This window comes from Massilia sp. YIM B02769, from assembly GCF_030411995.1.
Taxonomy (GTDB): Bacteria; Pseudomonadota; Gammaproteobacteria; order Burkholderiales; family Burkholderiaceae_D; genus Telluria.
In genome coordinates, this window is the sequence record NZ_JASNRC010000015.1 from 79933 (window position 1) to 100164 (window position 20232).

The following is a 20232-nucleotide window of genomic DNA, read 5'->3' on the forward strand; positions in this document are numbered from 1 at the left end:
AACTGTGTCAATTGTGCGCGCCATTGTCTTTACAATTGTCGTGTGTCGATTGACACATGTTGCTGTCGACTGGCACCATCGCCAACTTTAATTGCCGAGATGGAAACAATGGAACAGTGTGCGCCTCGCCCGGCATGGTGGCAAGAAGAATCAGTGCTGCACCGCGTGGTCGTCGACCTGGTTGCGGCGGAGCTGGCGCTGGCGCGGCCCGGGCGGGTGCTGCCTTCGCCGCCCTGGCCCGCGGAGCGGGACCTGGCGCGCGATCTCGGTGCAGATTCGCTGGATTTGATGGGGGCGGCCACTGCGCTCGGCGATCTGTTTGGCTTTGGACGGGCAGGGATGGGCGATGCGCTGCTTGGGCGGCCGGTGCTGTCGGACTGGGTCGATGCCGCGCGCGCCAGCCTGGCCCGCTTCGACGCCGATCTCGTCTTTCGCACCTCGGGCAGTTCGGGCATGCCGAAGCGCTGCCCGCACCGGCTTGTGGATCTTTGGCGCGAGGTGGACGAGCTGGCGCGCGTAGTGCCGGGACGGCGGCGTGTGCTGAGCGCGGTGCCGGCGCACCATATCTATGGTTTCCTGTTCACGGTGCTGTTGCCGCAGGCTTCAAGCCTCCCGCTGCCGGTGCTGGACGTGCGCGGCGGTTCGCCGGCGGCGCTTTCCGGCATGCTGCAGCCGGGCGACCTGGTCGTGGCGCATCCGGACTGGTGGCGCCAGGTGGCGGCGCTGGGGCTGGCGTTTCCGGACGATGTGGTGGGCGTGACGTCGACCGCGCCGTGTCCGGATGCGGTGGCGCGGGCACTGGCGGATGGCGGGCTGCGGCTGGTGCAGGTGTATGGGAGTTCGGAGACTGCGGGTGTCGGCTGGCGCGAGGCGGCGGGCGAGGCGTATCGGCTGTTTTCGTACTGGCGTGCGGCCGGCGGCGATGTGCTCGAACGTGAGCGAGCCGGAGGGAAGCCAGAGCGCCATTCCTTGCAGGACCGGTTGGAATGGTTGGATGAGGCGGCCTTCTTTCCTGCCGGGCGCATCGACCACGCGGTGCAGGTCGGCGGGACGAATGTGTTTCCGGCGTATGTGGGCGAGGTGCTGGCGCTGCATCCTGCGGTACGCGAATGCCATGTACGCGCCATGCGTGCGGACGAAGGCACGCGGCTGAAAGCGTTCGTGGTGCCGCGTGAAGATGCCGCCGATGTCGCGGCCTTGCGCTCGGAACTGACAGCCTGGCTTGCCGAGCGCCTGGCGGCGCCGGAACGGCCGGCAGCTTTCTCGTTCGGCCCAGCGTTGCCGCGCCAGCCGAATGGCAAGCTGACCGACTGGGTTATCGAGGCCTGGGCGTAACAGCCGGGTCAAACAGCCGGGGTCAGGTCTGACATTCAGACACGAGCTCATCGCTATCCGCCGCGACTCGCTTGTTCGAACGCCGCCACGGCCCGGCTGACCGTCTTGGTCGAGACGCCAAATGCCCCCGCCAGTTCTGGCATCGTGAAGGCCGTCGATAGATAGGCGCGGACCATCGCTTCGTTGCGGTCGGGGTAGCTGGCGCGGTAGGCGTCGATGGACCAGGCAACGGCACGCCGCTCAGCCCTGACGGTTTCCACCAGCTTCCCGGATTGTTGCAATCGCCCGTGCGCCGCGATAAAGGCATCGTCGCCGAGAAGAACTCCGTGGCGCGTGGCGGTCAGTGGATTCGGCTCGCCGATGCCCGCCAGCAGGAACGCGCGATAGGCGGACATGGCGCTATCGCGTGTGTTGCCAAAGCGGGCGAGCAGCTGATCGTGCTCGAGCCAGAGAGGTGGGGATGTCGAGTTGACCAAGAAATGGTGGCTGCTCCATTGCCAATCGTCCGGTGACTTCGCGATGTTCGCGCGTACGGGATTCAAAGCAATATAGCGGCACAGTTCCAGCAGATAGCTCTCTTTCTGTACAAGAATCGCCTTATAGCGCCCTTGAAACAGGTGCCCGACCATGCGGTGGCGTCGGTTGAAATGCTGGGTGTACGCACCGTTGAGCTGGCGCATTCCGCGCGACAAATTGGCGTCTACCGTTTCGATCAGCAGATGGAAATGATTACCCATCTGGCAAAAGCTGTGGATGACGAAGTTGTGGCGTTTGCACACCAGTCCAAGCGCCGCTTGCCACGCACGACGATCGGAGTCGTCGAGATAGATGGATTGCTGCCGATCACCACGCGAGGTGACGTGATAAAGGGCGCCGGGAAATTCGAGTCGAAGTGATCGCGTCATGCCCGGAACGGTACCGAATGCACACCTGCCGACACTGCGCTTGCGCAGTCGTCGACAGGAAAACAATCGGACACGGTTGAGCTCGTGTCCGATTGTCAGACCTGACCCCGGCTGTTCAGCGCATCGGGTCCGCCAGCGGATGCGCATTCTCCGCTGCCGGCTCCGGCTGCATCACTTCCTCACCCTCCGACAGCCCATCCGGGTCTTCCTCGGTCTCCACCGGCGCCACGTCGATGCCGCGGAACTGCGGCAGCTCCGCAAATTCCGCGAATACCCAGTCGTCGTTCTCGCGCACGATGCCGTCCGGCTGCGGGCGTTCCTGGGCGGGGTGCTTGGCCAGCGCCACCTGCATGTAGTCGAGCCAGATCGGCAGGGCCAGCGTGGCGCCGAATTCGCGGCCGCCCAGCGAGCGCGGTTCGTCGTAGCCCATCCAGGCCACGGCCACGATGTTGCCGCCGTAGCCGGCGAACCAGCCGTCGATGGCGTCGCTGGTGGTGCCCGTCTTGCCGGCGATGTCGGGGCGGCCCAAACGCTTGGTAGCGGCGGCGCCGGTGCCGTAGCGCGTCACGTCGCGCAGCATGCTGTCGGTGATGAAGGCGTTGCGGGCGTCGAGTACGCGTGCGGCTTCCTGGCGCGGCGCGGCCGGCCTGGTTTCCTGGATCACGGTGCCGTCGCCGTCGACGATCTTCGCGATCAGGTAGGGCTTCACCGCGTAGCCGCCGTTCGCGAAGACGGCGTAGGCGCCGGCCATCTGCAGCGGCGTCACGGCGCCGGTGCCCAGGGCCAGGGTCAGGTTCTTCGGGTGGCGCGCCAAATCAAAACCGAAGCGGCCGAGGAAGTCGTGGGTGTAGGGCACTTCGAGTGCGCGCAGCAGGCGCACGGTCGGCACGTTCTTCGAGTGCGCCAGCGAGTAGCGCATCGTGATCGGGCCGTCGAAGACGTTGTCGTCGTTCTGCGGCGACCAGGTGGCGCCGGCGTTCTCGCCCGGCATGTCCAGCGCTTCGTCCAGGATCAGGGTGCCAGGCGAATACCCCTTTTGCACCGCGGCCGAGTAGACGAAAGGCTTGATCGCGGAACCCGGCTGGCGCCAGGCCTGGGTCACGTGGTTGAACTTCTGCAGGTTGTAGTCGAAGCCGCCGACCAGGGCCTGGTAGGCGCCGCTATCCGCGTCGATGGCGACGAAAGCCGCCGCCACTTGCGGCACCTGGCTGATCGCCCAGCCGTCCTTGCTGTCCTTGCCCGACGCTTTGCTGATGCGGACCACGGCGCCCGGCGTCAGGCGCACGGCGTCCCTGGCTTTCTCCGACAAGGCATTCGCCACAAACTTCAGCCCGGCGCCGGTGATGTCGAGCGTGTCGCCATCGATCGTCTCCACCTTCACGCGTTTCGACGATGCTTCCAGCACCACGGCCGGTTCCAGCCCATCGCTGGACGGACGCTTCTGCAGCGCGTCGACAATCGCTTCCTCGCGTTCTTCGGCGTCCACCGGCAGGTCGATGCGCGCTTCCGGGCCGCGGTAGCCGTGGCGCGCGTCGTAGGCCAGCACGTTGCGACGCACCGATTCGTAGGCCGATTTCTGGTCGGCCTCGCGGATGGTGGTCGTCACACGGATGCCGCGCGTATAGGCTTCTTCCTTGAACTGGGCATACACGGCCTGGCGCGCCAGTTCGGCCACGTACTCGGCGTGGGCACCGAATTCCTGCGGACGCGAATGGACGCGCATCGGTTCCTTCAGGGCTTGCGCATATTGGGCGTCGTCGATCTGCCGCAGGTCGTGCAGGCGGCGCAGCACCTGTTCCTGGCGCTGCTTGGCGCGTTTCGGGTTCACGGCCGGGTTGTTGCGCGCGGGGTTCTGGGGCAGGCCGGCCAGCATCGCGGTCTCGGCGACACTCAGTTTGTCGAGGTCCTTGCCGAAGTAGGCGCGCGCGGCGCTGGCAAAGCCGTAGGAACGCTGGCCCAGGTAGATCTGGTTCATGTACAGCTCGAGGATCTGGTCCTTGGTCAGTGCATCCTCGATCTTGTAGGCGAGGGCGATCTCGTTGATTTTCCGGGACAGCTTCTTTTCCTTCGAAAGGAAGAAGTTGCGCGCCACCTGCATGGTGATGGTCGACGCGCCGCCGGCGCCGAAGCCGCTGCGCAGGTTGGAGCCGACCGCGCGCGCGGCGCCCATCCAGTCGATGCCGCCGTGTTCGTAGAAGCGCGCATCCTCGATGGCGAGTACTGCGTTCTTCATCATCGGCGGGATCTGCGCGATCGGCACGAAGTCCCGATGTTCTTCGCCGAATTCGCCGATCAGGACGTTGTCGGCGGTGTAGATGCGCAGCGGGATCTTCGGCTTGTAATCGAGGACGGCGTCGATCGGCGGCACCTTGGGCACGATGGCGGTGAACACATACAGCACGACGCCGACGATGAAGACCACGATCGCGGCCAGGATGAAGAAGATGAAACCGCCTTGGCGGCGTGGGGGCCTGGATGGCCGGACGGATGTGGTCAAAACGGTTCTCTCTTGCAGGTGACTTGTGCGGGACGTTTGCGCAACGGTGACAAACGTGGGCATCGTGGATGCGGTCTCGGTCGGCGCATTATAATCCGCTTTCTTTCGCCTCAAGCATGTGCCATAGTCTCGCTCCAGGCCTGCGCCAGACTGGCCGGAACATCCAGAACACAAGGAACACGATGCCCTACGATCCCGCTCCTCCCGCCGTGAAGCCGTATATCCCGGCCACGGCGCAACTGCCCGAAATGACCATCCGCGCCCTCGTCATGGGCGTGGTGCTGGGGATGGTCTTCGGCGCCTCCTCGCTGTACCTGGTACTGAAGGTCGGCCTGACCGTCAGCGCCTCGATCCCGGTGGCGGTGATCGCCATCACCCTGTTCGGCATGTTCAAGAAGATGGGCGGGCGCGAGTCCACCATCCTCGAAAACAGCATCACGCAAACCGCCGGTTCGGCCGGCGAGTCGCTGGCATTCGGCCTGGGCGTGACCATGCCGGCGATTATGATCCTCGGCTTCGACCTCGAGATCTCGCGCGTGATGCTGGTCGGGATCCTGGGCGGGCTGCTCGGCATCCTGATGATGATTCCGATGCGCCGCACCATGATTGTCGACGCCCACCGCGAACTGAAGTACCCGGAAGGCACCGCCTGCGCCGAGGTGCTGAAGGCGGCCGCCACCGACACCTCGCGCGAAGCGGCCGGCGAAGTGCGCGTCGAAGGTTCCGACGCCGCGCGTGACGCCAAGCGCCGCGCCGCCATCATCTTCGGCGGCTTCGGGCTGGGCCTGTTATATAAGGTCGCGAACGTCTCGCTGAAGGGCTGGAAGGACGTCGCCAACTTCGAGTTCGGCGCGCCTTTGAAAGCCGGTTCGGCCGGCGCCGAGCTGTCGCCGGAACTGGTGGGCGTGGGCTACATCATCGGCCCGCGCATTGCCTTCACGATGGCAGCCGGCGGCGTGCTGTCCTACCTGATGCTGATCCCGATGATCAAGTTCTTCGGCGAGCTGCTGACGGTGCCGCTCTCGCCCGCGACGATGCTCATCAAGGACATGTCGCCCGACGACATCCGCGACGCCTACGTGCTGTACATCGGCGCCGGCGCCGTGGCGGCCGGTGGCCTGATTTCGCTGGTGCGTTCGCTGCCGTCGATCTGGAACGGCCTGAAGGGCGGCCTGGCTGGCATGGGCAAGAACAAGGCGAGCACGCCGAACGCCGGCCTGCGCACCGACCAGGACATCCCCTTCAAATGGGTGGCGATCGGCTGCCTGGCCATCATCGCCATCATCACCTTCGCCACGCCGCTGCACATGAATCTGCTCGGTGCGCTGCTGATCCTGGTGTTCGGCTTCCTGTTCGCCACCGTGTCCTCGCGCCTGACCGGCGAAGTCGGTTCCTCGTCGAACCCGATTTCCGGCATGGCCGTGGCCACGCTGCTGTTCACCTGCCTGATCTTCCTGCTGATGGGCTGGACCGGCGGCCGTTATTACGTGACCGCGCTGTCGGTCGGCGCCATCGTCTGCATCGCCGCGAGTAATGCCGGCACCACCTCGCAGGACTTGAAGACCGGCTTCCTGGTCGGCTCGACGCCGCGCCTGCAGCAGTACGCGATTTTGTGCGGCGCCTTTGCTTCGGCGCTGATCCTGGGGCCGATTTTGCTGAAGCTGAACGATGCCGGTACCGTGTACGTGCCGGCGGCCCAGGTGGCGCCCGGCGTGACGGTCGACGCGAGCAAGCTGACGGAGACCGCGCAGCTGCAGGGCCCGCAGGCCGAGAGCGGCAGCAAGACGTATAAAGTCTGGCGCAAGCTTGACACCGTCGGCGGCCCGGAAGGCAAGTACCTGGTGGCCGACGACGGCAAGCTGGCCTACCTGGTCGACCCGGGCATCAACGGCCACTATCACCAGCGTCCGGACGGCACGGAAGTCAAGAAGTACGATGCGCCGAAGGCGGTGCTGATGTCCTACATCATCAAGGGCATCCTCGACCAGCAGCTGCCTTGGACGCTGGTGCTGTTCGGCGTGATGATCTCGGTGGTGCTGGAACTGGCCGGCATCCAGGCGCTGGCCTTCTCGGTGGGCGTGTACCTGCCGCTGGTGTCGACGCTGCCGATCGCTGTCGGTGGCGCGGTGCGCTGGGTGGCCGACCGCCGCAACAACAAGCTGCCGCAGTATGCCAAGCTGAATGACGAGGAACGCCAGGCCGCGGGCGACCGCAGCTCGGGCACCTTGCTGGCCTCGGGTTATATCGCGGGTGGCGCGCTGGCCGGCATCGTGATCGCGATCACGGCGGGCGTGATGACCAACTTCGACAGCATGATGGCGAAGTGGGCGGAGGCGTCGAATCCGTTCTTCGCGGGGGTGAATGCGGACTTGCTGTCGCTGATACCGTATGCGGCGATTGTGCTGCTGCTGTATTGGGTGGCGCGCGAAAAGGCGCCGAAGTAAAAGCAGAACGGGCGCCAGTGGCGCCCGTTTTTTATTGGTAGTCGATGTGTTGCGTGGTCATTGGCGGTGCAACGGTGGGGACGAGTCCCCACCCTACAACGGCGCGTAGGGTGGGGACTCGTCCCCACCAGCTCCCACAGTTTGACAATCAAACAAACGCCAGATCATGCGTCCGAATCACATCATCGAGCCACGCATCCGAATGGCTGAACCGATACCCGAGATCCAGGGCGCGCGACGTATCCAGCACCATCGGCTCGGCGAAATCAAATGGCGATAACACGCCCGGCGCCGTCGGCTCATTCACGCGGCGATACCGCGCCGGCGCATCCAGCGCCTTCGCCACCCGCCGATACAACCCATGTGCCGACAGCGGCCCGCCCGACGCGGCATTCACCGCCCCGGTAAATTCCTGAGTACCGGCCCAGTCCAGGAAAGCCGCCGCCTCCTGTGTCCCGAGGAACGACACTGCCGCCCCCGCATGCGCATACGGCAGCGCCGCGCCGGCTCGCAGCAAATCGACGTAATACGCCAGCCTCCCTGTAAATTCCTCCGGCCCGCCCAGCACGTGCGCCAGGCGCGCGGTCACCAGCGGCAGCGAGCCGTCGCGGTACAGGTAAGCCTCGGCCTGCACCTTGCCGGCGACGTAGCTTTCCACCGCCAGTGTCGGATCGTGCCAGGGATAGCCGGTATCGATCGCCTGCGCCAGCACAGGCAGGTCGTCCTCGCATAGGGAAGCCGCGCGCGGCCGGATCCCGCGGTACACGTCGATCGTCGAGGTCATCACATAACGCCCGACCTTGCCGGCAAAGGTGCGCACCGCGATCGCCGCGTCCAGCGGGCTGTAGCACATCTGGTCGAACACCACGTCGTAGCGCTTGCCCGCAAAGGCGCTGCGCATGGCGGCGTCAACGCGGCGGTCGACGCGGATGCGGTCGATACGCGCGCCGAACGGATCGGGCGCATAGCCGCGCGTGGCGATCGTCACGCAGTGCCCGGCGCGCACCAGGCGCTGCACCAGCAGCTTGCCGAAATAGCGGGTCCCGCCGATCACCAGTACTTCCTTCTGCATGGCGTCTCCTTGAAGAATCGACTATATTTTGTGCTCAGCAGCAAAAACCGGCAAACAAGAAAAATCGCTCACTATGAATAAGAAAAACTTACGTCAGGACGCGGCATGAAACCGCTGCGCAGCCTGTCCGGCCTCATTGATTTCGAATGCGCGGCGCGCTGGGGCAGTTTCAAGCTGGCGGCGCGCGAGCTGCACAAGACGCCGGCCGCGGTCAGTTTGCAGGTCAAGCAGCTCGAGGAAACAGTCGGCTTTCCGCTGTTCGTGCGCCACCCGCGCCATATCTCGCTGACCGCCAAGGGCGAGGAGCTGGCGATTGCCATCGGGCGCATGCTGGGCGACTTGCGCGCCAAGGTCGGCGCCCTGCAGCGCGGCGACGAGGAGTCGGTGCTGCGCATCTCGACCACGCATTCCTTTGCGATCAAGTGGCTGGTGCCGCGCATGCACCGCTTCACCCGGCAGTATCCCGAGCTGGATATCCGCATCGATTCCAACGATGCGCCGGTCGACCTGGAAGCCGACACCACCGATGTCGCGATCCGCTACGGCACCGTGCGCGACGGCGACCCGGCGCTGCTGTTCCGCGAGCGCCTGGTGCCGGTGTACAGCCCGGAGCTGCTGGCCGAGGGACAGCCCGACCTGACCCTGGCGGACCTGGCGCAGCAGCCGCTGTTGTGCGAAAAATCGCCCGAGTCCTGGCTCCAGCTGCTCAACGAGAACCGCGCGCTGAAGGGCAAGTACGATTTCTCGCGCGGCTATAGCCATTGGGGCGTGCTGGTGCAGGCGGCGGTGGCGGGGCAGGGCGTGGCCCTGGTGCCCTACGGGATCGCCTGCCAGGACATCGCCTCGGGGGCATTGCGGCAGATTTCGTGCCGCAGCGCGCCCTTCGACATGGGTTACCGCTTCCTCGCCAATCCGCACAAGGAAAGCATGCGCAAGGTGCAGCGCTTCCGCGCATGGATGGTGAGCGAGATGGAAGGGATGCAGCGCGCGCTGGATGAGGCCTAGGGTGGACCGGGCTGCGAGAGGCGGTGTCCCGTCCACGCGGCGAGCGTTATCGGCGTGAAGTCGCGTCGGATGATCTTGCGGCAGGCGATCGACGCGTGGACGGCAAAGCCGTCCACCCTACGAAAAACGGCAGCCCGAAGGCTGCCGTTTTTAATGTGAACCTGAGGACTGCGCTTACTTCACGCCGTGCATCAGCTTCTGGATCAGCGGTGCGATCAGGAACAGCAGCACGCCGCCGCCCACCAGCGACCAGAAGCCGAAGGTGTAGCCGTCGAGTGCCGAGACGATCGACATGCCCGACTCGCCCGAGACGTGCGAAGCGAAGATGCCCGACAGGTTGTTGCCGATACCGGTCGACAGGAACCAGCCGCCCATGCCCAGGCCGACCAGGCGCACCGGGGCCAGCTTGGTGACCATCGACAGGCCGATCGGCGACAGGCAGAGTTCACCGATCGACTGGATCACGTAGACCATGAACAGGGTCCAGAACGGGATCTTGTTGTTGGCGTCGACCAGGCTCGACAGGGCGAACATCAGCAGGCCGAAGGCGAGGCCGTTGAAGATCAGGCCGAGGCCGAACTTGCGCGGGATCGACGGATTCGCGTTGCGCTTGCCGAGCATGACCCAGATGGCGGCGATGATCGGTGCGCAGGCGATGATGGCGACCGAGTTCACACTCTGGAACCAGGCGACCGGGAAGATCCAGCCGGCCAGGTCGCGGTCGACGATCTTGTCGGCCAGGAAGGTGAACGAGCTGCCCGCCTGTTCGAAGAACATCCAGAACAGGATGTTGAAGGCGAAGATGATCATCATGGCGATGGTCTTGTCGCGCGCGACCTTGCCGTTGCGGATACCTTCGACCATCAGCATCAGCGCCAGGGCGATGAACAGCACGGTCAGGATGACCTGCAGGGTGCCGGCGCCGAGTTTCAGCAGGAAGTACACGCCAGGGATGACGATGATGCTGCCGACGATGACGGCGATCGAGCGGCCGTAGCCTTGCGCATTGGCTTCCGGGGCGCCGATGCCGGCCAGGGTCTTGCGGCCGATGTAGAACCACACGAGGCTGATCAGCATGCCGATGCCGGATGCGAAGAACACGACCTTGTAGGCCGGGGTGTCCGGGTTGCCGAACTGCTGGGCCAATACCTGGGTCAGAATCGGCGCGATGAAGGCGCCGGTGTTGATGCCCATGTAGAAGATGGTGAAGCCCGAATCGCGGCGGGTGTCGTTCAGCGCATAGAGTTTACCGACCATGGTCGAGATGTTCGGCTTGAACATGCCGTTACCGACGATGATGGTGGCGAGACCGAGCTTGAACACGTCTTCGCTCGGTATCGTGATCATGAACAGGCCGGCGGCCATGAACACGGCGCCGATCAGGATCGAGCGCTGGTAGCCGATGACGCGGTCGGCGATCAGGCCGCCGAAGACGGCGCCGGCATACACCAGCGCGAGGTAGGAACCGTAGGTCAGGTTGGCGCTGGCCTGGCCGACGGCGCTGCCGTCGTAGAATTGGGCGACGATGTAGAGCACCAGGGCCCAACGGATGCCATAAAAAGCGAAGCGCTCCCAGAATTCGGTCATGAACAGCATCCACAGCGGTGCTGGGTGGCCCATGATTTGTTTGAACTCTGGAATCGCGACCTTGTCGGCGGGTGTAGCAGCTGCACCGCTCATGCGGTTCCTCCCCAAATAGTTTGATAATCACTGTGTGTGTCGGAAGATCTTGACGATCTGATCTCCCAATCCGCGTGCATTTTAGTGGAAATTGCAGAGCACAAGAAAATTATTTGCCATTGTGGTAAACACGCGCGCGCATGGTGCAGCGCTGCAAAAACAGGGCGCAAGGAAGCAGGCATGCTGTGCGCCTTTGTCGTATATTGGTGAAACAGCATTCGCTGTCATAAGAGTCGAATAAGGAAGACCTGTATGAACTACGAAGTCGTCGATACCCTCATTTCTCCGGAAGGCCGGCTGGAAGTGCTGTCCAAGGCCGAAGTGGCCAAACTGCTCGACACCAGCCAGGGCGGCCTGTATTCCATATTCCGCAAGTGCGCACTGGCAGTCCTGAACTGCGGCAGTTCCATCGACGATGGCAAGGAACTGCTGGAGCGCTACAGCAGCTTCGATATCAGCATCATCCAGCGCGAGCGCGGCATCAAGCTCGATATCCGCGGCGCGCCGGCCATCGCTTTCGTCGACGGCAAGATGATCAAGGGGATCCACGAACACCTGTTCGCCGTGCTGCGCGATATCGTGTTCGTGAATTTCGAAGTCACCGACAACCCGCGTTTCAACCTTGCGAAACCGGAAGGCATCACCGATGCCGTGTTCCACATCCTGCGCAACGCGAATGTGCTGCAGCCGCAGCGCAATCCGAACCTGGTGGTGTGCTGGGGCGGGCACTCGATCAACCGCGTCGAATACAACTATTCAAAGGAAGTGGGTTATGCGCTTGGTTTGCGCGAGCTCGATATCTGCACCGGCTGCGGGCCGGGCGCGATGAAAGGCCCGATGAAGGGCGCGAACATCGGGCATGCCAAGCAGCGCCTGCACGGCGGGCGTTATCTCGGCATTTCCGAGCCGGGCATCATTGCCGCCGAATCGCCGAATCCGATCGTGAACGACCTGATTATCATGCCGGACATCGAGAAGCGCCTGGAAGCGTTCGTGCGTGTCGGCCATGGGATTTGCGTGTTCCCGGGCGGCGCCGGCACGGCCGAGGAAATCCTGTACATCCTTGGCATCCTGCTGCATCCGGATAATGCCGAGATGCCGTTCCCGCTGATTTTCACCGGTCCGGCCACGGCGCGCGAATACTTCGAGCAGATCGACGGTTTCATCGCCCAGACCCTGGGCGACAAGGCGCGTGCGCGTTACAAGATCATCATCGACGATCCGGATGCGGTGGCACGCGAAATGGCGGCGGGGATCAAGCAGGTGCGCGAATTCCGCAAGGCGCGCAGCGATGCCTATTACTTCAACTGGTTATTGAAGATCGACCAGGAATTCCAGCGCCCGTTCAAGCCGACCCACGAAAACATGCGCAATCTCTCGCTGCACAAGAACCAGGAAACGCATTTGCTGGCGGCGAACCTGCGCCGCGCGTTCTCGGGCGTGGTGGCGGGGAATGTGAAGGAGGAGGGGATTCGCGAGATCGAAAAGCACGGCAAGTACGAAATCCATGGCGATCCCGAGATCATGGGGCCGATGGATGCGTTGCTGGCGTCGTTCGTGGAGCAGAGCCGGATGAAGTTGCCGGGCAAGGCGTATGTGCCTTGCTACACCATCGTCCAGTAAGCCAAGGGGAGGGTGGACGGCGGGGCCGTCCATGTCGCCGCAGTCACGTGCGGGTGCATTGCGGTTTTCGTAGGGTGGGCACCCTGTGCCCACGCGGAACGATATGCCATGTTGGCGCCATTTGATGCGCGATCAAAAGCAGGTGGCAGCGCATCCAAAAGTGTCATGTTGGCGCCATCGCAGTCGCAAGCGTTTCGGAGCGAATCAGCGCGGCAGCGGAATCCGGACGCGCACGTAACCGCGTGGGCACGGAGTGCCCACCGTACAGTTGCGGCCAACAATGCGATCGAAGCCAACAATGCGATCGAAGCCAACAATGCGATCGAAGCCAACGATGCGATCGAAGCCAACAATGCGAGCGAAGCCAACGATGCGCTCGTAGCCAACAATGCGCTCGCAGCCAACGATGCGATCGTTGCCAACGATGCGATCGTTGCCAACGATGCGATCGTTGCCAACGATGCGATCGTTGCCAACGATGCGATCGTTGCCAACGATGCGATCGTTGCCAACGATGCGATCGTTGCCAACGATGCGATCGACGCCAACAATGCGATCGAAGCCAACGATGCGATCGAAGCCAACAATGCGATCGAAGCCAACAATGCGATCGAAGCCAACAGTGCGATCGAAGCCAACGATGCGATCGAAGCCAACAATGAGAATGGGGCGCCGAAGCGCCCCATTTGCTTATCCGCTAAAGCCGATCAGTCTTCCTTGCGCAGGTGCGGGAACAGCAGCACGTCGCGGATGTTCGGCGAATCCGTCAGGATCATGATCAAACGGTCGATGCCGATGCCGCAGCCGCCGGCCGGCGGCATGCCGTATTCCAGCGCGCGGATGTAGTCGGCGTCGTAGTACATCGCCTCGTCATCGCCGGCTTCCTTGGCTTCGACCTGCGACAGGAAGCGCGCGGCCTGGTCTTCCGGATCGTTCAGCTCGGAGAAGCCGTTGGCGATCTCGCGGCCCACCATGAACAATTCAAAACGCTCGGTGATGCCGGCACGGGTGTCCGATGCGCGCGCCAGCGGCGACACTTCGACCGGGTAATCGATGATGTAGGTCGGCTCCCACAGCTGGGCTTCCGCGGTCTCTTCGAACAGCGCCAGTTGCAGCGCGCCCAAGCCGGCGGTGGCGAACGGCTTGACGCCGAACTTCTTCAACTCAAGCTTGATGAACTCCGCGTCTTCCAGCTGCTCGGCGTTGTAGTCAGGTGCGTACTTGTTGATGGCCTGGACGATGGTCAGGCGCTGGAAGGGTTTCGACAGGTCCAGCTCGCGGCCGCCGTAGGACAGCACGGCCGTGCCTTGCGCATCGATCGCGGCCTGGCGGATCACGGCCTCGGTGAAGTCCATCAGCCAGGTGTAGTCGGTATAGGCCGCGTAGAACTCCATCATCGTGAACTCGGGGTTGTGACGGATCGACACGCCCTCGTTACGGAAGTTGCGGTTCACTTCGAACACGCGGTCGAAGCCGCCCACGACCAAACGCTTCAGGTACAGCTCGGGCGCGATACGCAGGAACATCTGCATGTCGAGCGCATTATGGTGGGTGATGAAAGGCTTGGCCGCGGCGCCGCCCGGGATCGGGTGCAGCATCGGGGTCTCGACTTCCATGAAGCCGTTCTTTTCCATGAAGCGGCGCATCGACGACAGCGCGGCGGTACGCGCCTTGAAGGTGCGGCGCGTCTCTTCGTTCATGATCAGGTCGACGTAGCGCTGGCGGTACTTGGTCTCCTGGTCGGCCAGGCCGTGGAATTTATCGGGCAGCGGGCGCAGGGCCTTGGTCACCAGGCGCAGGTTCGTGACCTTGATGGTCAGCTCGTCGACCTTGGTCTTGAACAGGGTGCCTTCGACGCCCAGGATATCGCCCAGGTCGTAGGTCCGGAAGGCTTCCATCGCCGCTTCGCCGGTGGCGTCCAGGGTCACGTAGATCTGGATGCGGCCGTCGGCGCGTGCGCCCGAGGCGTCCTGCAGGGTGGCGAAAGCGGCCTTCTTGCCGGCTTCGCGCTTCAGCATCATGCGGCCGGCCAGCACCACGGGAATCGCTTTTTCTTCCAGCTCTTCACGGGTCAGCGAGCCAAACTGCTCGTGCAGGTCGGCGGCTTTATGTTGCGGCTTGAAGTCGTTCGGGAAGGCGACGCCTTTTTCGCGGATCGCGGACAGCTTCACGCGGCGCTCGGCCATGATCTTGTTTTCGTCGGCCGCCGGCGTGGCCTGCACGGACGTGTTTTCTTGGTTTTCGGTAGTCATGTTGGGGACTCGGTTTTTAATACGCGTTTGGTTTGATCAGGCGAACAGCTCGTCCAGCGACAGCTGCGAGAAGTCGGAGACGATCGTGATCACGTTGTCGAATTCGGCAAAGGCTTCGGCGGGCAGGGTGGTGGTCAGCACCACCGCGCGCATGCCGGCGCGGCGCGCCGCTTCCACGCCCAGCGGCGCGTCTTCGAAGACGATGCAGTCGGCGGGTTCGGCGCCGCAGCGCTTCGCCGCTTCGATGAACACGTCGGGATGCGGCTTGCCGCGCGCCACGTCGGTGGCGCCGACAATCGCGTCGAAATGGCGGCGCAGGTCCAGGCCATCGAGCGTGAACTCGACATTGGCCGGCGGCGCGGCGGTGCCCACGGCAAGGGCGATGCCTTGCGACTTGGCGTCCGCGATCAGGTCTTCGAAGCCCTCGACCGCCTTGCGGTGCGGTGCGTACAGCTCGCGGTAGACGGCTTCCTTTTCATGGTTCAGCGTGGCCACCTCGTCGTCGAGCAGGTCGGCGCCGAAGTGCGAGCGGATGATTTCGCCGCCCTGGCGGCCGGCCGTCGCACGGAAGAATGCATCCGGATCGATGGCATGGCCGCGCCGCTCGAAGAAGGTGATCCACGACTTCGTATGGAAAGCCATGTTGTCGACGATGGTGCCGTCCATGTCGAAGATCAGCGCGCGCTTGTTGACGCTCATGCGCCGACGCCCTGCTTCAGCGACGCGGAGATGAAGTCGTCCAGGTCGCCGTCCAGCACGTTCTTGGTATTGCCGGTCTCGAAACCGGTACGCAAGTCCTTGATGCGCGACTGGTCGAGCACGTAGGAACGGATCTGGTGGCCCCAGCCGACGTCGGTCTTCGAGTCTTCCAGCTTCTGCTGCTCGCTCATGCGGTTGCGCAGTTCGAGTTCGTACAGCTTGGCGCGCAGCATGTCCCAGGCCTCGGCCTTGTTGCGGTGCTGCGAGCGGTCGTTCTGGCACTGCACCACGATGCCCGACGGGCCGTGCGTCAGGCGCACCGCGGAGTCGGTCTTGTTGATGTGCTGGCCGCCTGCGCCGGATGCGCGGTAGGTGTCGATGCGCACGTCGGCCGGGTTGATCTCGATTTCGATCGAGTCGTCGACTTCCGGGTACACGAACAGCGAGGTGAACGAGGTGTGGCGGCCGTTGGCCGAGTCGAACGGGGATTTCCGCACCAGGCGGTGCACGCCGGTCTCGGTGCGCAGGTGGCCGTAGGCGTACTCGCCGTCGACCTTGATGGTGGCGGTCTTGATGCCCGCGACCTCGCCCTCGGACTGTTCCAGGATCTCGGCCTTGAAGCCCTTGCGTTCGCAGTAGCGCAGGTACTGGCGCAGCAGCATCGAGGCCCAGTCCTGGGCTTCGGTACCGCCGGCGCCGGCCTGGATGTCGATGAAGCAGTTCGCGTGGTCCATCGGGTTGCTGAACATGCGGCGGAATTCCATCGATTCGATGATCTTCTGGATCGCCTCGGCATCGCCGCCGATCGCCTCGAGCGTATCGTGGTCGCCTTCTTCGCGCGCCATCTCGAACAGGTCGCCGGCGTCGGCCAGGTCGGCCTTCGCTTTTTCCAGCGTCAGGACGACGGCTTCCAGCGCCTTTTTCTCTTTACCGAGATCCTGGGCCCGTTTCTGGTCGTTCCAGACGGTCGGATCTTCGAGTTCCTGGTTGACCTGTTCTAGTTTCTCTGACTTCCGATCGAAGTCAAAGATACCTCCGAAGTTCGGCTTCACGGCTGGTCAGGTCGTTCAGCAGGGCGGAGATGGCGTTGATGCGTTCAGCTTCCATGATCTTGGCGTGTAATTTGAGTTGAATCGAACCTTCGATTATACCCCAGGCCGCGCGCATGGCGGCCAGCCTCGCCCTCCGTTTCGGCGCTTTCCTTGGCATGGATTGCGCCGCTGCCGTATCATCGCCCGGTTCCCAACCCGAAGATGCTCATGCGTTATCCAATTTCTTATCAATTCGCCATCGCGCTGTTGCCGGCGCTGGCGGCCGCCCCGGCTCTGGCAAAGGATGCACCCAAGGGCGCCTCCACCGTCCTCGCCGTCCTCGAAACCACCGACCTGCACGCCACCGTGGTCGGCTACGACTACTTCAAGCTGGCCGAAGAGCCGTCGATCGGCCTGGACCGCACCGCGACCCTGATCGCGCAGGCGCGCGGCGAGTACGCGAATACCGTCCTGTTCGACAATGGCGACACCATCCAGGGTACCGCGCTGGCCGACTACCAGGCATTGGTGAGCCCGGTGCGCTGCGACCAGACGCTGGGCATCTACAAGGTCATGAACGCGCTGAAGTACGACGGCGCCTCGGTTGGCAACCACGAATTCAACTATGGCCTCGGCTTCCTCGGCCAGGTAAGCGGCCAGCAGTTCAAGGTACCTGGTATCGAGCAGCCGAAGAAGTGCGCCGGCCCGGCCTTCCCGCAAGTGCTGGCCAACGTCTACAGCGTCAGCACGAAGAAGCCGCTGTTCGCGCCTTGGCGCATCGTCGAGAAGGAAGTCAGCGCCCAGGATGCAAAGGGGCGCGCGATCAAGGCCAAGGTAAAAGTCGGGATCATCGGCTTCACGCCGCCGGCCATCATGTCCTGGGACAAGCGCTGGCTCGACGGCAAGGTGTATGTCACCGGCGTGCGCGAAGCGGCCGAGAAGTACATTCCCGAGATGCGCCGCAAGGGCGCCGACGTCGTGGTCGTGATCTCGCATGGCGGCCTCGATGGCAGCCCCTACACGCCGGAGATGGAAAACGCCGGCTACTACCTGGCGCAAGTGCCGGGCGTGGACGTGATGCTGCTCGGGCACTCGCACCAGCTGTTCCCGAACGCGGCCAGCACCGCGCCGCAGTTCAACCTGCCGAACGTCGATAAAGTAAAAGGCTTCGTGCATGGCGTGCCGACCGTGATGGCGAACTTGTGGGGCAAGCACCTGGGCGTGGTGGCGCTGACCCTGCGCGCCGACGGCAAGCGCTGGACAATCGACAAGGCCAGGACCACGGTCGAGGCGCGCGCCGCCCAGAACGCCGATAAATCCTTTGTCGCGCCGAGCGCGGAAGTACAGGCGCTGATCCGCGAAGAGCACGAAGCGACCATCCGGTACGTGAAGACGCCGGTCGGCAGCAGCGACTTCCGCCTGACGACCTATTTTGTCGATGTAGGCGACCCGTCGGCGATCGAGGTGGTGAACCAGGCACAGACGGCGTATGTGAAGAAGTACGTCGCCGCCAACCTGCCGCAGTATGCAAAGCTGCCGGTGCTGTCGATGTCGGCCGCCTTCAAGAACGGCTTTGCCGGCGCCTTCGATTACACCGACGTCGCCGCCGGCCAGCTGGCGATGAACAATGCGGCTGACTTGTACTTGTACCCGAACGCCCTGCATGCGGTGAAGATCGATGGCCACGGCCTGAAGGCCTGGCTGGAGATGGCGGCGCGCCGCTTCAACACCATCGACCCGTCGAAAACCGAGCCGCAGGAACTGGTGAATCCCAACTTCCCGAGCTATAACTTCGATACCTTGACCTCGAACGAGATCAGCTACGAGATCGACGTCACCCAGCCGCCGGGCCAGCGCGTGAAGAAGCTGATGCTGCACGGCGCGCCGCTCGATCTGAAGCAGGAATTCATCGTGGCGACGAATAACTACCGTGCTTCGGGCGGCGGCAACTTCCCGGGCCTGGACGGCAGCAAGACCATCTTCGCTTCGCCGGATACCAGCCGCGATGTGCTCATTTCCTACATCCGCGACACGAAGCAGCTGACGCGCAAGGTCAATGGCTCGGGGCGCAGCTGGCGCTTCGCGCCGGTGAAGACGGCGGGTCCCGTGGTGTTCCACACGGCGCCGGGCATGCTGGGCATCGCGCGGGAAGCGGGCCTGGACAACGTCAGCCAGATCCAGGCCGACGATGGCCTGGGCAAGGGCTTTGCGCTCTATGCTGTGGATCTGGCCAAATGAGGTCGACATGACGATGCGGGCGCCCCTGCTGGCTTGCGCCTTGGTGTGCGCAATGACGGCGCATGCCGGTGCGGCGCCTGTCGACACGGCGCCTGATGCGAAAGCGGCTTACCGGCTTGCGCTCCAGGTGCGTAACGGCGACGGCGTGGCGCCTGACCCGGCCCGTGCGCGGCTGCTGTTGACGCAGGCGGCGCAGGGCGGCGTGCCGGCGGCGATGTTCGTGCTGTCGAACATGCTGGCGGCGGGCGAGGGCGGTCCGCCGGACGCGCGTGAAGCGCGGCGCTGGCTGGAGCAGGCGGGCGAACTGGAATATCCGGAAGCCTTGCAGCAGCTGGCCATGACGGAGCCCGATCCGCGCAAGGCGGAGCTGCTGATGCGCCAGGCTGCGCATGCGATGATGCATCGGCGGTAGGGCGGTCCGGGCCACGAGAGGCGGCTCCACCCTTGTCGGGTGATCGGTCGAAACGATTGCGCCGCCCACGCGTTCAGCCAGCCGGTGCGAAGCCGGAGCGTGCTTTCAGGCGTGGTTTGAACGCGTGGACGGCGCAATCGCCGCGTGTGTGCGCACAACAGGGGTGGAGCCGTCCACCCTACGTCTAGACACAAGTAGTTGGCTGCTCAAAGTTTACGCGTGGGCACGGGGCGCCCACCCTACCGTAAGGGGCGCCGCGCGCGGCGCCCCTTACTTCCCTTCGCGCCCAATCTCCGCCGCGGCGATCGCCGCCAGGTCGAGCAGCGCCTGCAGCTCGCCCGAACGCAGCTTGCGCGGTTCGCGGTCGATCACGCACAAGGTGCCCATGGCGTTGCCGCCTTCGTCGCGCAGCGGGACGCCGGCATAGAAGCGGATATGCGGATCGGCCAGCACCAGCGGGTTGCCGCTGAAGCGTTCGTCCGAGGCCGCGTCTTCCACCACGAAGGGCTTGTCCTGCAGGATCGCGTGCGAGCAGAAGGCCCATTCGCGCGGCGTCTGCTGGGGCGCCAGGCCGACGCGGGCCTTGAACCACTGGCGCTTGGCCGTCAGCAGCGAGATCAGGGCGATCGGCGAATCGGTGGCCATCGACGCCAGGCGCACGATGCGGTCGAACCGCTCTTCTTCGGGGCTGTCGACCAGGCCGGAGGCGGCCAGCGCGGCCAGGCGCGCCTCTTCGTCCGCCGCCATCGGATAGGGCGCGCTGCGGTCGGGGATGTATTCGGGGTCGTTCGGATTGGGCGGCACGCGGCGGCCAGCGGCGCCGGCTTCGTGTCCTCCCACCTTGTTCATCAAGGCCCGGATCAGGCTTTCGCGCGTGCGGCGGTGGCCGCCCGGCGTTTTCCATGATTCGATTGCGCCGCTTTCCATCCACAATTGGACGGTGCTGGTAGCGACGCCCAACATGCGCGCGGCTGCGCTCGTGGTGAGGATAGGATCCTCGTCCGTATAGTTGCTGGTCATCAATATTCCTACTTTTATA

The 20232-nt window shown here is 64.1% G+C and carries 14 protein-coding genes; 6 read left to right on the top strand and 8 right to left on the bottom strand.

The features are described from left to right. The first annotated feature begins 99 nt into the window (after window positions 1-99). On the top strand, window positions 100-1335 hold the full coding sequence (locus tag QPK31_RS22165; RefSeq protein ID WP_290425057.1) for an AMP-binding protein: 1236 nt from the start codon (window positions 100-102) through the stop codon (window positions 1333-1335). A 53-nt stretch (window positions 1336-1388) separates the two neighbouring features. Here the strand turns inward: QPK31_RS22165 and QPK31_RS22170 are convergent, their stop codons facing one another. Then, entirely contained in the window at window positions 1389-2240 is an 852-nt protein-coding gene (locus QPK31_RS22170; protein WP_290425058.1) for a transposase, read from the bottom strand. 115 nt (window positions 2241-2355) lie between these two features. Continuing rightward, on the bottom strand, window positions 2356-4800 hold the full coding sequence (locus QPK31_RS22175; RefSeq protein ID WP_374045834.1) for a penicillin-binding protein 1A: 2445 nt from the start codon (window positions 4798-4800) through the stop codon (window positions 2356-2358). Between the two features lie 119 nt (window positions 4801-4919). Between QPK31_RS22175 and QPK31_RS22180 the strand changes: the two genes are divergently transcribed. Then, entirely contained in the window at window positions 4920-7181 is a 2262-nt protein-coding gene (locus tag QPK31_RS22180) for an OPT family oligopeptide transporter (protein ID WP_290425060.1), read from the top strand. 148 nt (window positions 7182-7329) lie between these two features. Here the strand turns inward: QPK31_RS22180 and QPK31_RS22185 are convergent, their stop codons facing one another. After that, window positions 7330-8253, bottom strand: a complete 924-nt coding sequence (locus tag QPK31_RS22185; protein ID WP_290425061.1) for an NAD-dependent epimerase/dehydratase family protein — start codon at window positions 8251-8253, stop codon at window positions 7330-7332. Window positions 8254-8358: 105 nt separating this feature from the next. On the opposite strand from QPK31_RS22185, the gene QPK31_RS22190 reads away from it, so the two are divergent. Next, a complete protein-coding gene (locus QPK31_RS22190) occupies window positions 8359-9258 on the top strand; it encodes a LysR substrate-binding domain-containing protein (protein WP_290425062.1) in 900 nt (299 codons plus the stop codon). 174 nt (window positions 9259-9432) lie between these two features. Here QPK31_RS22190 and QPK31_RS22195 read toward each other — a convergent pair whose 3' ends face one another. Continuing rightward, window positions 9433-10938, bottom strand: a complete 1506-nt coding sequence (locus QPK31_RS22195) for a peptide MFS transporter (RefSeq protein ID WP_290425063.1) — start codon at window positions 10936-10938, stop codon at window positions 9433-9435. A 252-nt stretch (window positions 10939-11190) separates the two neighbouring features. On the opposite strand from QPK31_RS22195, the gene ppnN reads away from it, so the two are divergent. After that, window positions 11191-12561, top strand: a complete 1371-nt coding sequence (gene ppnN / locus QPK31_RS22200) for a nucleotide 5'-monophosphate nucleosidase PpnN (RefSeq protein ID WP_290425064.1) — start codon at window positions 11191-11193, stop codon at window positions 12559-12561. A gap of 707 nt (window positions 12562-13268) precedes the next feature. Here ppnN and lysS read toward each other — a convergent pair. From lysS to prfB, 3 genes are all read right to left on the bottom strand, one after another. Then, window positions 13269-14813, bottom strand: a complete 1545-nt coding sequence (lysS, locus tag QPK31_RS22205; protein WP_290425065.1) for a lysine--tRNA ligase — start codon at window positions 14811-14813, stop codon at window positions 13269-13271. Window positions 14814-14849: 36 nt separating this feature from the next. Further along, window positions 14850-15512: an HAD family phosphatase gene (locus tag QPK31_RS22210; protein ID WP_290425066.1), complete on the bottom strand. Its 663-nt coding sequence runs from the start codon at window positions 15510-15512 to the stop codon at window positions 14850-14852. Continuing rightward, window positions 15509-16619 (bottom strand): peptide chain release factor 2 gene (gene prfB / locus QPK31_RS22215; RefSeq protein ID WP_290425067.1). Its coding sequence is split into 2 segments (ribosomal slippage): window positions 15509-16537 and window positions 16539-16619, totalling 1110 coding nucleotides; the frame shifts between segments, so codons are not numbered across the junction. Before prfB ends, QPK31_RS22210 begins: the two co-directional genes overlap by 4 nt. A gap of 152 nt (window positions 16620-16771) precedes the next feature. Between prfB and QPK31_RS22220 the strand changes: the two genes are divergently transcribed. Together QPK31_RS22220 and QPK31_RS22225 are read left to right on the top strand one after the other, a co-directional pair. Next, the gene (locus tag QPK31_RS22220; protein WP_290425068.1) at window positions 16772-18781 is read left to right on the top strand and encodes a bifunctional 2',3'-cyclic-nucleotide 2'-phosphodiesterase/3'-nucleotidase; all 2010 of its coding nucleotides are present in this window, start codon (window positions 16772-16774) and stop codon (window positions 18779-18781) included. A 7-nt stretch (window positions 18782-18788) separates the two neighbouring features. Beyond that, window positions 18789-19193, top strand: a complete 405-nt coding sequence (locus QPK31_RS22225; RefSeq protein WP_290425069.1) for a tetratricopeptide repeat protein — start codon at window positions 18789-18791, stop codon at window positions 19191-19193. Window positions 19194-19463: 270 nt separating this feature from the next. On the opposite strand, the gene QPK31_RS22230 is transcribed toward QPK31_RS22225, so the two are convergent. Then, a complete protein-coding gene (locus QPK31_RS22230) occupies window positions 19464-20213 on the bottom strand; it encodes a GAF domain-containing protein (RefSeq protein WP_290425070.1) in 750 nt (249 codons plus the stop codon). Between the last annotated feature and the right edge of the window lie 19 nt (window positions 20214-20232).